12 protein-coding genes are annotated in these 13,280 nt (G+C 41.7%); 8 read left to right on the top strand and 4 right to left on the bottom strand.

Annotated features, from left to right (window positions below):
- Positions 1–103: 103 nt before the first annotated feature.
- The 4 genes from OSCIL6407_RS0111590 (at position 104) to OSCIL6407_RS0111575 (ending at position 6,573) form a co-directional block, all read left to right on the top strand.
- Complete coding sequence (locus tag OSCIL6407_RS0111590) at positions 104–3,391, top strand: type 2 lanthipeptide synthetase LanM family protein (protein WP_007358514.1); 3,288 nt, start codon at positions 104–106, stop codon at positions 3,389–3,391.
- A 244-nt stretch (positions 3,392–3,635) separates the two neighbouring features.
- Positions 3,636–3,974 carry an NHLP leader peptide family RiPP precursor gene (locus OSCIL6407_RS0111585; protein WP_007358513.1) on the top strand — a complete coding sequence of 113 codons (339 nt, stop codon included), beginning with the start codon at positions 3,636–3,638 and terminating at the stop codon, positions 3,972–3,974.
- Positions 3,975–4,347: 373 nt separating this feature from the next.
- Positions 4,348–5,229: a GNAT family N-acetyltransferase gene (locus OSCIL6407_RS0111580; RefSeq protein WP_007358511.1), complete on the top strand. Its 882-nt coding sequence runs from the start codon at positions 4,348–4,350 to the stop codon at positions 5,227–5,229.
- Between the two features lie 414 nt (positions 5,230–5,643).
- Positions 5,644–6,573 (top strand): phosphoribulokinase, encoded by a 930-nt coding sequence (locus OSCIL6407_RS0111575; RefSeq protein ID WP_007358510.1) that lies wholly within the window; start codon positions 5,644–5,646, stop codon positions 6,571–6,573.
- Between the two features lie 503 nt (positions 6,574–7,076).
- Here the strand turns inward: OSCIL6407_RS0111575 and OSCIL6407_RS0111570 are convergent.
- Entirely contained in the window at positions 7,077–7,658 is a 582-nt protein-coding gene (locus tag OSCIL6407_RS0111570) for an ARC6/PARC6 family protein (protein ID WP_007358509.1), read from the bottom strand.
- Positions 7,655–7,825: a hypothetical protein gene (locus OSCIL6407_RS30605; RefSeq protein WP_007358508.1), complete on the bottom strand. Its 171-nt coding sequence runs from the start codon at positions 7,823–7,825 to the stop codon at positions 7,655–7,657. The genes OSCIL6407_RS0111570 and OSCIL6407_RS30605 overlap by 4 nt, the downstream gene beginning before the upstream one ends.
- A 112-nt stretch (positions 7,826–7,937) precedes the next feature.
- Here OSCIL6407_RS30605 and OSCIL6407_RS0111560 point away from each other — a divergent pair, with 112 nt between their 5' ends.
- The 3 genes from OSCIL6407_RS0111560 to OSCIL6407_RS0111550 all read left to right on the top strand — a co-directional run bounded on the left by OSCIL6407_RS0111560 (position 7,938) and on the right by OSCIL6407_RS0111550 (position 9,673).
- Entirely contained in the window at positions 7,938–8,231 is a 294-nt protein-coding gene (locus OSCIL6407_RS0111560) for a DUF433 domain-containing protein (protein ID WP_007358507.1), read from the top strand.
- Positions 8,228–8,599: a DUF5615 family PIN-like protein gene (locus tag OSCIL6407_RS0111555; RefSeq protein WP_007358506.1), complete on the top strand. Its 372-nt coding sequence runs from the start codon at positions 8,228–8,230 to the stop codon at positions 8,597–8,599. Before OSCIL6407_RS0111560 ends, OSCIL6407_RS0111555 begins: the two co-directional genes overlap by 4 nt.
- Positions 8,600–8,695: 96 nt before the next feature.
- A complete protein-coding gene (locus tag OSCIL6407_RS0111550) occupies positions 8,696–9,673 on the top strand; it encodes an ABC transporter ATP-binding protein (RefSeq protein ID WP_007358505.1) in 978 nt (325 codons plus the stop codon).
- Between the two features lie 128 nt (positions 9,674–9,801).
- Here the strand turns inward: OSCIL6407_RS0111550 and OSCIL6407_RS0111545 are convergent, their stop codons facing one another.
- On the bottom strand, positions 9,802–11,550 hold the full coding sequence (locus OSCIL6407_RS0111545; protein ID WP_007358504.1) for an ABC transporter ATP-binding protein: 1,749 nt from the start codon (positions 11,548–11,550) through the stop codon (positions 9,802–9,804).
- Between the two features lie 275 nt (positions 11,551–11,825).
- On the opposite strand from OSCIL6407_RS0111545, the gene OSCIL6407_RS0111540 reads away from it, so the two are divergent.
- Positions 11,826–12,134: a hypothetical protein gene (locus OSCIL6407_RS0111540; protein ID WP_007358503.1), complete on the top strand. Its 309-nt coding sequence runs from the start codon at positions 11,826–11,828 to the stop codon at positions 12,132–12,134.
- Positions 12,135–12,170: 36 nt separating this feature from the next.
- On the opposite strand, the gene OSCIL6407_RS0111535 is transcribed toward OSCIL6407_RS0111540, so the two are convergent.
- Positions 12,171–13,226 (bottom strand): YdcF family protein, encoded by a 1,056-nt coding sequence (locus OSCIL6407_RS0111535; protein ID WP_007358502.1) that lies wholly within the window; start codon positions 13,224–13,226, stop codon positions 12,171–12,173.
- Positions 13,227–13,280 lie beyond the last annotated feature (54 nt).

Below are 13,280 nucleotides of genomic sequence, written 5' to 3'. Positions count from 1 at the left end.
ATCCTCTACAAAAATTACAAATTTGTAACGATCGCGCTTAAATGCTGTCGTAGTGCTACGGTAAAAAAGTGATTGTTTAAGGTCGCCCCTAGTTAATGAGGTAATGAAAGTTACTCAACAAGATTTAATTAGCATCGTAGAAAGAGCTAGTACAATAAACGATCGTTTAAGCGATAGCTTTATCCCAGATCCGTTACAACCCAATGATAAAAGTATCGATCTAACCCTAGAGCATTGGTGTCTTTTGTGTACTCAAGGTGATTGGGATAAATTTTCTAAACGCCTCGCCTGGGATAATTTAGATATCAATCAAGTGCGTCAGGTTTTAGGTGCTGTTAAACTTGCTGACGAGAAATGTCTCCCCTCTTGGGCAGAAACTCTTAGAGAAGTTCTGCAAACTAATGTTTCAAGAGAAGATCCGAGTATTTATCGATATTTAGAGGCTGAAAATCCCGTACCATTTGAAGAATTTTATTTGCCTTTTATACAAGTAGGAATACAAAAATTGATCGATCGCGTAGCTGATAATTATAACTTACTTTCACCAGCCGCTCAAATTAATTTAGAGCAGAATTTATTAAAAGAATTAAGATTACTATGTGAGCCAACTCTAGAATTTGAATTTTCTCTGTTTTCTGCCATAAAGCAATCTGGATTGATTCGCTTATTCGCCCAAGCTCAAGGGAGTTCGGCTAAAACACATTATCAAAATTTTATTAAAACAGTCACAGATGAAGGTTTATTATCTTGCTTAAAAAAATACAATGTTTTAGCGCGAATTTTAGCAATAAAGTTAGAATTTTGGGTAGACGCAACAGCAGAATTTATTAATCGCTTGGCTTCAGATTTACCAATAATTAACTCCACTTTCTCCAAAAAATTTACTTCAGTTGTAGAAATCAAGCTTGGTATTTCCGATGCTCATAATCAAGGGAGGGCTGTCATTGAAATTACTTTTAATCCTGGAGAAAAATTAATATACAAACCTAGAAGCTTAGGTTTAGAAGTGGTTTATTTTGATTTGCTGGCTTGGTTTAATCAACACAATTGTCCTTTACCATTCAAGTTACTTAAAGTCATTAACTGCAATACCTATGGCTGGGTAGAGTATGTAGAACATTTGCCCTGTGAGTCGGAATCAGAAGCACAACGCTACTACCAACGGGCAGGAATGCTGATATGTCTGTTGTACATATTAGGGGAAACTGATGGCCATTATGAAAATTTGATTGCGAGTGGAGAACACCCTGTTTTGATAGATACGGAAACTCTAATACATCCAGATGTCTCCGAATTTGTAGAAGATGGGCAAGAACTAGCAGCAGAATTTTTAGCGAATCAGCAAATTGGGCGATCTGTACTGCGAAGTAGATTACTACCAACGTGGGTATTTAAGGCAGATAGAAATATCGCTTATGATATTAGTGCGTTGGGAGGATCTGCCCAAGACGGAAATTTTTTTAAGGTGCGAAAGTGGAAAAATATCAATACTGACAATATGGTAGGTTTCTCTGAATATATCTCTGTAGTTGGAGCCAATACTGTTTCGCTCAATGGCAGGATTTTGGTAGCTAATGATTATATTAATGAGATTGTAAATGGTTGCCAACAAATGTATCAGTTTTTGATGCAATGGCGACAAGCGCTGTTGGCAACTGATTCTCCTTTAGCTACTTTAGGCGATCGCCAAGTACGGGTGACGCTTCGGAATACGGAAATATATAATCAATTGATGCGAAAGACATTGCAGCCTAAATTTTTGCAAAGTGGTGTCGATCGCAGCATAGAATTAGATGTATTGAGTCGAGCATTTTTGATGGTTGATACTAAGCCAGCAGCTTGGGCGATTAAACAAATAGAAATCCAATCTGTTGAACAAATGGATTTTCCTTATTTCTCGACTGCTGCTGATAGTACCAATTTTATGCTTAGCTCTGAGTTGATGATTGAGAACTACTTCAAAGCAGCAAGTTATCAGCAAGCGATATCTCAATTACACCAACTCAGCGATGCAGACTTAGCAGAACAAATTGGTTTAATTCGGGCTGCTTTCTACTCGCGGGTTGGGGGCAACATGGGTAGTAATGCGGCAACTGATGAAGTCACTTTTAGTTTGGATGGGGATGAATTTCCTTTGCTGACATCAGCAGAAATAGTGGAGGAAGCGATAATAGTGGAGGAAGCGATCGCGATTGGTAAAGAAATAGCACAACGGGCGATTCGGGGTGCTAACGGTTCTGCTACTTGGATTAGTTTAGAATACATCCCCAATGCTCAACGGTTGCAACTTCAATCTTTAGAATATGGCTTATACGACGGTACGAGCGGGATAGCTTTATTTTTGGCAGCACTGGCAAAGGTGACAGGTGAAGCACAATATCGCGATTTAGCCCTGGCAGCGTTGCAACCCCTGGGACAGATATTGCAAGATGAAAAATCGCAATTCGTGTCTAGAATGGTTAAAGAAATTGGCATTGGTGGTGCTAGCGGATTAGGCTCGATTGTTTATGCTCTAGTACGGGTTAGCCAATTTTTGGATGCACCTGAATTGCTGGATTTGAGTAAAGTTGTTGCTTCTTTGATTACCCCGGAAGCGATCGCGCGCGATCGCACTTTTGACGTTTTGGCAGGTGCAGCCGGAGCCATACTAGGATTACTAAGTTTACATTCCGTCATCAAAGAACCTATTGTTTTAGATACTGCGATCGCCTGCGGTTATCACTTGCTAAATCACCGTACTGCTTGCACTCAGTCTGGCTTGAAAGCTGGACAAAGTATCGAATCAAAATTATTAACAGGATTTTCTCATGGTGCAGCAGGCATTGCCTATGCTTTGCTTCGGCTGTACAAATCCACCTCCGATCCGGTGTTTCTCAAAGCTGCACAGGAAGCACAAGCCTATGAAGCCAGCGTCTTTTCTGCTAGCGCTAAAAATTGGCCAGACTTCCGATCTTTTAACCCAAACGAACAGCAACCTAGTTTTATGACAAGCTGGTGTCATGGTGCTCCTGGTATTGGTTTAGCTCGTTTAGGTAGCTTAGAGATTCTGGAAACTGCCCAAATTTTGCAAGAAATCGCCGACGCAGCAGACACAACTCAGCAGTTTGGTTTACAAAGTATAGATCATCTATGCTGTGGCAACTTTGGCAGAATAGAATTGCTAATGGTGGCTGCACAAAAACTATCGCGTTCAGACTTATGGGAACTTGCCCAAAAACAAACTTCCTATCTAATAGCTAGAGCAAAACATTTAGGTCATTTTTCTCTGTATCCCCAAATTGAAGGAGATTTTTACAGTCCAAGTTTCTTTCGCGGTACGGCGGGGATTGGCTATCAACTATTACGATTAGCACACCCAAATTTACTTCCTTCTGTATTATTGTGGAACTAATCCAGAATAACTTGGTTATTACTCCCTAACTCTCTATTTTTTAGTTAGCTTTAATACTTAGAAACAACATTAATGAATTCAATGCCAAGAGAGTATTTGTCCAAATCACTCTGAAAATATTACAAACTTGTAACGATCGCGATCAAGGGCTGTAACCAGTGTTACCCTAAAACCACACTAAATTTGAGGTAGCTTTCTCATGCCACCTCAGTCATGTACAACATCTAAATAGAGGTTTTTTCCCATGACTTCATCAACATCTCAACCGGAACCAATGACTCGTGAAGAACTACAAGCCAAACTGATTGCCAAAGCTTGGCAGGACGAGTCATTTAAGCAAGAACTACTCAGTAACCCCACAGCAGTCATTGCTAAGGAAATGGGTGTGGATAATATCCCTGGAATCACCATCCAGATAGTAGAAGAAACCCCTACTACCTATTACCTAGTGTTGCCATCTAAACCAACGGATGACACCGAAGAACTTTCTGATGCGGAATTGGAAGCTATCGCAGGTGGTCGTCGCAGGGGTGGGAGTAGCCGGGTGATTACCAACACCCCAGGCGTGCCTGGTTGCAATTAGTACTAAGCTGCTACGCATCTAATTTGACAGTCAATTTTTCTACAATTATTGTGGGATGGGCATCCTGCCCGTCTCTGTATTCAATTTAGACAATTAGCACACCCAAATTTACTTCCTTCTGTATTTCTGAGACAGGACTTACGCAATTGTCTAGAAACCGGTTTATTTCCTAAAATTATTGGGAATAAGCGAAGTATAAAACTAGAAACCGGGTTTCTATTAACTTGTAGGGTGCGTCAGACTGTAGTTTCTAGCGAAAGAATCAAGGTGATGCTACTGACGCACCCTACTAATTGTACCAAGGAGCTTTATGCCGGTGAGGAATACTATAAGTGTCCTCACTCTTTCCCTTTTTACTAAAGAATGAATATCAATGTATTCAATAAATAAACTCAATCTTTTTACAGCAGGAAATTATGTAGGTATGACCTATCCTGCCTATAGAAATTATTTAAAATTATTAAATGGTAAAAGCCCATTTGTGGCGATTGGTGCTAACACCGATGACCAGCCTGTGGGTTTGGTACTAGCTGAAATTTTACCCGATGAACATAATGCTGAAGTCCTTTCTATTTTCGTTGATTCCAAACATCGCTGTCAGGGAATTGGTACAGCAATGTTAGCTCAATTAGAACAAGAATTAGTTAAGGAAGGCTGTACTACCGCCAACTTGAGCTATACAACAGACAAAACAACAACACCTGCCATAGAACGCCTGCTGATCAAATCTAATTGGAGTTCTCCCCAGTCAAGAATGTTTATTTGTAAAGCTACGCCAAAGCAGATGCTATCAGCAGATTGGATCTCTCGATGTAGACTCCCTGACTCGTTCACTACATTTTTTTGGCGCGATTTAACTGAAGGTGAACGAAGAGAAATATTAAAAAAACAGCAAGCCGAGCCTTGGTATCCAGACATTCTCTCCCCTTTTTCCGAAGAAAAAATTATCGAACCGCTCAATAGTTTAGGTCTTCGTTATCAAGGAGAAGTGGTAGGATGGATGATTACTCATCGTTTAGCACCAGACACAATTAGATATAGTAGATTGTTTGTCAAGAAAGAATTGCAAAAGATGGGGCGTGCTATTTGTTTATTAACTCAAGCAATTAAGTATCATTACGATAGTGGAATTCCCTATGGTATTTGGACTGTGCAACAAGACAATACTCCTATGGTAAGTTTTATGCAACGGCGTATGCTGCCCTACATGACTGAGATCGTTGAAACTAAAGGGGCTTATAAAGTGTTGGTCTAAAAAATGAGGATAGTAAGTAAATCCACTTAACATAAATTTCTATTTAAGGGAAGTTACAGGGGTTCGACCTGCTGGATAACTTGTGAAAATTAGTATAATTTCGTTATAGCCTATGAAGTATCGCTGAGTGATTTATCTGCCAATACTAAGGCACTTATTACTGGCGATCGCGATTTACTAATCCTCAGAGGATTTACAGGCATCCGCATTTTAACGTCACAAAAATTTATAGAACTTTATTATTTTACCAATGCCTAATTCCGACCAACTCCCCTTTACCACCCTCACTTGCTCCGCCTGGCAAAGTAGAATCAGTTACCCAACTCCAAGCGCTCCCCTCTATTCTAATGAGCGTAAATTTGATACAGTATAAAGTTTACAACTAACTTACTATAGTACGGCGGGGTGAAAATTATGAATCAACGTCCAATTATGCTCGGTATTGTTGGTGATAGTGCGGCGGGCAAAACAACTCTGACGCGAGGTATTGCTCAAATATTGGGAGAGGATAGCGTTACCGTCATCTGTACAGATGACTATCACCGATACGACAGAAAACAGAGGGCCGAAATCGGGATCACAGCTTTGCACCCCGACTGCAACCACTTGGATATCATGCAGCAACACCTAACTCTGCTGCGAACCGGACAACCCATCCTCAAACCAATTTATAACCACACGACGGGTGCTTTCGATCCCCCGGAGTATATTAAGCCGAGTAAATTTGTGATCATGGAAGGGTTACTCGGTTATGCTACTCGCGGAGTGAGGGAATCCTACGATGTTAAAGTTTACCTGGCTCCCCCTGAGTCACTACGCGCCCAGTGGAAGATCAAGCGCGATACTATGAAACGGGGCTACACGGAAGAACAAGTGCGAGCAGAACTAGAAAAACGCGAGCCTGATTCTGAAGAGTTCATCCGTCCTCAAAGGAAAGCAGCAGATGTAGTGGTTACATTTTACCCGCCCGATGAGAAAGATGCTTCTAATCTTAACGTGCGCTTGGTACTCAGACCAACTATTCCTCATCCTAACTTTACCGAGATTTTAGATCGAGGTAGTCCCAGTTTTAAACCCGCAATTCGCTTGGGATTGGATCGGGATATGGGTAAACCTGTTGATGTTTTAGAAGTGGATTCTCACGCCACTAGCGCACAGGTGAATGAATTAGAGAAGATTCTCTGTAATGAAATGCCTCACTTGCGCGGATTTTGCAGCATGGAAGGCAACCCTGAAATTGGCAAACTTGTGGGTACAACTGGGGAAGTGCTTCAGAGTTATCCCCTAGCTTTGACGCAATTGCTTATTGCTTATCACATGATTAAGGCAACGCAAGCTTATTAAGAAAAAAACCCGGTTTCTTGAAGAAACTGGGTTTTTTGGCTATATTTCGGGGAAACTTTTTTATGCTTTTGAAGAAGGGGCTAGGGGCTAGGGGCTAGGGGCTAGGGAAGAAGGAGAGGGAGATGGGGAGATGGGGAGGATGGGGAGGATGGGGAGGATGGGGAGAAAATTTCCCCAATTAACAGTTAACAGTTAACAGTTAACAGTTAACAGTTAACAATTAACAATTAGCAGTTAACAGTTAACAATTAGCAGATTGTTCCTCATGCAAATAAAAGCTACTATAATTTCTTATTGGTTTCATTAAGTAGGATAAGATGTTGTGCTTAACAGCACAAGGAGTTTTAGGGGAACTTTACCAACTCTTTAAAAAATCGAGGTTGTTTTCTAGTTATATAAAGTTACAGTAAAGTTTTCCGATCTCTAAGATAGCTAATTTTTTCTCTCCCTTCATCCCTCTTCCTTCATCCCTCTTCCTTCTTCCTTCTTCCTTCTTCCTTCATTTAATAAATTACTTGGGCATCAGCTATTTTCCACACGCCATCCCAATACTCTAAACTGTAGCGAACCAGTTTGGTATTAAAACTACTATTCTCGACTTGACCATTTTGATAAAGGGTGACATCTTCGGTAACTCTAACTTCTATAGTTGCTTTGTTTCCCGATGCTGCAAACCGTTCGACGGATTCAACTTTTTGCACGCCGTAGCGATAGTAAGCCTTGTTATTTTTCAAATACTCAATGGCTTTAACAGTGTCGGCATACAAAATACCTGTAGTCAGGCTAGCAAGGCTTTCACGATCGAAGGGGGGAGCAAATACTTTTTGCTTGACATCCAGCCACCGACTAATGATATCGGCAGCTTGTCCTAAAGTAAGGGCTGCACTGTTGGTGTTAGCTTGAGTAAGAATTATACCTTTTGTTGGGGAAGCAGTGCTCAAAGATATCTCTGGATTCTCCTTAATTAGAGGAGAGTTGAGAGTTGGCCAATTTTCCTTAAAAATGGGGAAGGTAGTAGCTTGAATTGGCGTTACTGAGTTCAGAGGAATTAAGAATGCTGCGATCGCGAAAATTCTCAGTTTCATTTTTGTGCGGGAAAATAGGCAATTTCCACTGATGGCGTTAGTTGACTTTGGGGTGCAGGTAGCATTTCGCCTCGGAAGTCTAATAGTTGGACGAGGATGAGGTAGGCGATCGCTAAAAATACAGAAATCGCACCAGTGACAATAGCAATAATCTTCGATCGATCCATGTCCAGCAATATGTAGGCACATCTATATGTCTATACTATCTCAAATTGGGAGGATTCGCGATCGCGCCTCGAACCAGATTAGAATCAGAGATAATATACAACAGAGGTAAATATGTCAACGGCTATTGACATCGGGACGCTGATTGTTTCTACGCCCGGAACCTGCGGGGGTCGTCCCCGAATTGAGGGAAGTAGGGTTTCTGTTCAGAGAATTGCAGGTTGGTACAAAATGGGATGGAATGCAGAGGAAATCGCTAACCGGATTGGACATTTGACTTTAGGACAAATTTATGCAGCTCTCACTTATTATCACACCAATAAAGACGAAATAGAAGCGTATCTAGCTGCCGAACAAGCAGATTATGAGCATTTTCACTCTATTTATGGAGTTGGCAAGCAGCTATGAGTCAGATTCGTTTATACATGGATGAGGATGCAATGGATCGGCAACTCGTCCAAGCTTTGCGGGTGCGGGGTGTAGATGCGATTACCGTTGGTGAGCTTGAAATAACAGGGACTAGCGATGAAATACATCTGGTATTAGCAAGTGAGCTAGGCAGAGTCATATACACTTTTAATGTGGGAGATTTCTGCCGTTTGCACAGTACATTTATGGCAGTAGAGAACTCTCATGCAGGCATCATTATCGGAGCGCAACAGCAATACTCTGTAGGTACTCAGTTGCGTGGGGTCATGAGATTAATAGCTGTAAAGTCAGCAGAGGAAATGATCGGTCAACTGGTGTTTCTGAGGGATTATATGGGCGATGATTAGAAATGTAAACTATTGGGAATTTTCCCTGCTTGCCGCAAGCGATCGCGCCTCAAACCAGATTAGAATCAGTATTAAAAGCACAGACTAACGCCCTCTATGGATACTGCTGTAGATTTAATCCCCATCAACAAGCCAGAACCAACTCCAGCGGTAGAAACCTCTCAACTTGGCAAGCTATACCGCACTGGTTTTTGGATGAATCAAAAAATTGAATCTCTCAAAAGCTGCACTCTGACCGTCTTTCAGGGGGAAACTTTCGGACTTTTGGGCCAAAACGGTGCGGGAAAAACTACCCTGCTGAAAACGCTGCTAGGTATCGTGCGGCCTACATCTGGGTGGGGGCTGCTTTTGGGTCAACCATTGGGCGATCGCACTGTCAAACAGCGAGTCGGCTACCTCCCAGAAAATCCCTATTTCTACGATTATCTCACTGGCTGGGAATTCTTACAGTTTACCGCTGGATTGTTCCAAATTCCAGCCTCCGTGCAGCGCCAGCGCATTCCCGATTTGTTAGACTTGGTGGGGCTAGCTAAGTCAGCAGCAATCAAAAAACAGTTGCGCCAATATTCTAAAGGAATGCTGCAAAGGATTGGCATGGCTCAAGCACTGATTAACGATCCAGTGTTAGTATTTCTCGATGAGCCGATGTCGGGCCTCGATCCGATGGGACGCTATCAAATGCGCGAGATTATTTTATCTCTCAAAGCCCAGAAGAAGACAATTTTTTTTAATAGCCACGTCCTCTCAGATGTGGAACAAATCTGCGATCGCATCGGTATCCTCGCCCAAGGCGAGTTAATCTGTATTGGCAACCTTAATGAACTGTTGGGAACAACTGAAACCTACCATGTTAAAGGTAAAGGTGGCCATTTAAACGTACTTAAAAAATGGGTACCCGATTTAGAACTGGAGGGTGAGGTCTGGTACGGTCATTTGCAAGCTAGTCCCCAAGATTTTATCGCTACTCTCACTCTGATGGGAGCACAATTGATAGGTATGAACCTAGCTAGACCTAGTTTAGAAGAGTTTTTTCTTCAGCAGTTACAACAGCGTGGTATCCATTCCAGTAGTTGATCTGGGAACCGCCATCATAACTCTTGACAATTTTATTGTTAGCACTTACAGGACTTACGCAACCAACCACAGAAACCTGGTTTTTTGACGAAAATACTTCGTTCTGCCTCCTGCCTCCTGCCTCCTGCCTAACGCAATAATTCCTCTAACTTTTGCTGATTCCATAAGGACTGGTAAAGCCCTTTTTCCTGCACAAGTTCTCCATGAGTTCCTGTCTGGATAATTGCACCGCTATCCATAACAAAAATGCGGTCAGCAGTAGCAGCCGCTGACATTTGATGAGAAATAAAAATCACAGTTTTGCGCTGAGTTCCAGTTGCCAAATTTTTTAAAATATCCGTAGCAGTTTGATTGTCAACACTAGATAAAGCATCATCCAAAATCAAGACTGGTGCATCAATTAACAACGCTCTAGCTAATGCCATTCGCTGCCTCTGTCCGCCTGATAGCATAATTCCACGTTCCCCAACTACTGTTTTATATTGCTGGGGAAAATTCAGGATTTCCGAGTGCATTTGTGCTTGTTTCGCCGCCTCTTCAATCTCTGGTTGCTCTGCTAAAGGATTGCCGTAGCGAATATTATTTTTGATGGTGGTACTAAATAGGAAACTTTCTTGAGGGACGTAGGCAATCGCGCCCCGCAAATCTACTAACCGCAGTTGTGTAATATCTTTACCATCTAAAAACAATTGGTCGATTCCAATATCTAACAAACGCGGTAAAGCATTAGCTAAAGTTGACTTCCCAGAGCCAATTTGCCCGACAATAGAAACAGTTTCTCCGGGTTTAATTGTGAAGTTGACATCCTTGAGAGCCGGCGTTTTAGCTTCAGGGTAAGTATAGCTCAAGTTACGTGCACTTAGCCAACCTTTGATTGGTTTTGGTAATTCGACGGGAGTAGCAGCATCTTTAATTTTTGGCTCAACTATGAGAATTGACTCAATGCGATCGATACTGACTTCTCCTCGTTGGTAAGCTGTGATTGTAAATCCCAGCAGTGCAGTCGGGAAAACTAAACGTTCCACGAACAAAAGTAGAGCAACAAAATCACCGATACTGATTTCACCACTGGCGATCGCACCAGCACCTACAGAGAGCACTACCAGCAAACTTAAACTGGCTAAACCGCCGAGTATAGGAAATAGTAAATTCCGAGTTTGAGCTAATTCTAAATTAGCCCCCAATAACTGCTTAGTAGAATCGCGAAAGGCTTTTCTTTCGTTCTGTTCTTGAGCGTAAATCTTAATCAAAGAAATGCCGCTCATATCCTCCTGAATCAAATCGCTAATACTGGAAAGTTCCTCTTGTACATTTAACTGCTGGATGCGAAGCTTATCGCTGAATAATTGCACCAAAACTAACATTAAAGGATAAACGCTAATGGCTAAGATAGTTAACTTCACATTAATCCCTAACATCACAGGTAAAGTCAAGGCGTAAGCAAATGCTGTATTAGCTAAACTCAAAACCGCAAAACCCACTAAGCGGCGGATATTCTCCACATCAGAAGTAGCGCGATTAATTAAATCTCCAACTGTGTTACCAGCAAAATAGGATGGTTCCAATGTCAAAAGACGATTAAAAATCTTTTGTTTGAGGTCAAATTCTACCTGACGACCCACCCCAAATAGTAAGATCCGCGATAACATCCGAATTGCCCACATGATGGAAGCGAGCACAAAAATTAGCAACGAATAGTGTAAAATTCGGTCGAATTTAACCGCAACTTGGAGCTCGTCAATTCCATTGCGAATCAGCAAGGGAATGTAAACCCCTACAGCATTAACAACCAACAGAGATAAAACGCCCCAGGATGCGTTTTTCCAGTGGGGGCGCAGGTAGGCAATTAGTTTTTGCAGTCGTCGAGAATCAGCCATCTATCGAGTTTAGAATTTAGAATTGAAATTTTAAATTGGGTGTCAGGTGCGGTACAGCAGCAGGATAAAGCTCGGATACAGAAATAATTTCAATTCCGCCATCTAAAATCCCAAATTACATCCCATCTTACCCCTCTCCTATATTAACCTAATACCTTCAGCTTGTTTATTTTTCTATCTAAAGGGGGAGAATACCCCAGCCAATCTTTCCCGAAAACGCGCGATCGCCGCCGAATAGAGCAGGGGACTAGCATCTGCCACATAGGGGTATCATTATGTCGAGACTAGAAGACAATCAAATCAGATTTCGCGGCTTTTGCCTGAATGGGCGTTTGAAAGGAAAGGAGATTGAGGGTACGATTAACCTTGATTCTGGGCAATTTCGGAGAGGAGAAGGATCTGGATTTGGTTCTCTTGTGATTTTACTACTGTTAGCGTTGGGGATTAATGTTCTGATCGTTAATAGGGGAGAATTTAGCGATTCTCGCTCTCCTGAAGAGGCCTCTCAAGTGTTAGAGGAATCGGATGGTCAGAATTTTCTGGATCGGGGTACTTTGGTAGAATCAACTCGCGATCGCGAATAGGAGAGGTTTCTTTAAGTTGGTTAAATTTGAAATAATCTAACCCAACCAGCCCCGCACAAAATAGTATAAATATGCGAAGTCTTCCTGGATGATTCGCGTAGTAATAGATAGTGCTTGGGCGCTCGGAAAAAAGTCTACTACCATTAATCTACGCCTGGGTTTAGCATTTAGCTCAAAGGTGTAGAAATCTGTGGGAGCCGGAGAAACCCTCATTTTTTCCTTAATAAATGTTCGGGTAGCGCGGCCCATTTGAATTGCAGAGGTCACAAGGATGATTCTATCCCCAAGACCTTTATTATTTAATATTATTCTAGTTTGAATCGCACTTTCATGCAAGTTTTTGGACTTGGTTTCTAGGATAATATCTTCTGGTAGTACACCCATTTTTACCAGTAGTCTCTTAACATCAGCAGCTTCAAGAACATGACCCTCTAGATCCGGCCTATAACCTGCGCTGACAATCAGATAGGGGGCTAAACCATGTCGGTATAACCTAGCTGCATAGGCAATGCGATCGCCAGCATCAGTTAGTTGAATTTGAGTGCGGTAGGGGATTTTAGGCTCGGTTGTTCCCTGACCAACTAATACTATTGCTCCTACTTTATTTTGACAGCAGGTTTCAATTTGAACTAGTTGTATAGCTTCTCTTTCTGCTTGCTCAGCTAGTGACAAAGCAACTAATGGGTTGCTAGCAACAATTAATAGTAGCAAAGCTGATATAATTCTTTTCGGGGCTGGGTTTCTGACACCTCCGCTGACTATGCCTGTTGTTGCGAAAATTAAAAGTAAAACTGCTAATCCTAGAGGTGTCGTCAGTAAAACGAGCAAACCGCTTCGCACCGCCGATGCTAACTGACTATTAGGTGTAAAAATTCCTATTATTGCCAATGTTACGATTAGGGATACCATTAAGAGTACGACTAATGATTCGTACTTATTTTTATCCTTTTCGTCCGGCAATATTGGAGCCAGTATATTGGAATATATAATATAAATAAATACTAAAAGTATTAAAATTGCTCGAATCATAATATCTTTGGTAATTGATAATTGGTAATTGGTAATTGGTAATTGGTAATAATCCCTCCCCATCTTCCTCTTCTTACCCTTCTTACCCTAGCCCCTAGCCCCTAGCCCCTAGCCCCT

Origin of the sequence: Kamptonema formosum PCC 6407 (assembly GCF_000332155.1) — a bacterium.
GTDB lineage: Bacteria > Cyanobacteriota > Cyanobacteriia > Cyanobacteriales > Microcoleaceae > Kamptonema > Kamptonema formosum.
Note: the sequence above shows the minus strand (reverse complement) of the source record. Positions and strands in the feature narration are given on the sequence as shown.

Excerpts from the sequence above, each read along its gene's own strand:
- OSCIL6407_RS0111570 (WP_007358509.1), bottom strand. The coding sequence starts at position 7,658 with ATGAAACTGAGAATTTTCGCGATCGCAGCATTCTTAATTCCTCTGAAC.
- OSCIL6407_RS0111535 (WP_007358502.1), bottom strand. The coding sequence starts at position 13,226 with ATGGGGAGGGATTATTACCAATTACCAATTACCAATTACCAATTATCA.
- OSCIL6407_RS30605 (WP_007358508.1), bottom strand. The coding sequence starts at position 7,825 with ATGGATCGATCGAAGATTATTGCTATTGTCACTGGTGCGATTTCTGTA.
- OSCIL6407_RS0111550 (WP_007358505.1), top strand. The coding sequence starts at position 8,696 with ATGGATACTGCTGTAGATTTAATCCCCATCAACAAGCCAGAACCAACT.
- OSCIL6407_RS0111540 (WP_007358503.1), top strand. The coding sequence starts at position 11,826 with ATGTCGAGACTAGAAGACAATCAAATCAGATTTCGCGGCTTTTGCCTG.
- OSCIL6407_RS0111585 (WP_007358513.1), top strand. The coding sequence starts at position 3,636 with ATGACTTCATCAACATCTCAACCGGAACCAATGACTCGTGAAGAACTA.
- OSCIL6407_RS0111590 (WP_007358514.1), top strand. The coding sequence starts at position 104 with ATGAAAGTTACTCAACAAGATTTAATTAGCATCGTAGAAAGAGCTAGT.
- OSCIL6407_RS0111580 (WP_007358511.1), top strand. The coding sequence starts at position 4,348 with ATGTATTCAATAAATAAACTCAATCTTTTTACAGCAGGAAATTATGTA.
- OSCIL6407_RS0111545 (WP_007358504.1), bottom strand. The coding sequence starts at position 11,550 with ATGGCTGATTCTCGACGACTGCAAAAACTAATTGCCTACCTGCGCCCC.
- OSCIL6407_RS0111555 (WP_007358506.1), top strand. The coding sequence starts at position 8,228 with ATGAGTCAGATTCGTTTATACATGGATGAGGATGCAATGGATCGGCAA.
- OSCIL6407_RS0111560 (WP_007358507.1), top strand. The coding sequence starts at position 7,938 with ATGTCAACGGCTATTGACATCGGGACGCTGATTGTTTCTACGCCCGGA.
- OSCIL6407_RS0111575 (WP_007358510.1), top strand. The coding sequence starts at position 5,644 with ATGAATCAACGTCCAATTATGCTCGGTATTGTTGGTGATAGTGCGGCG.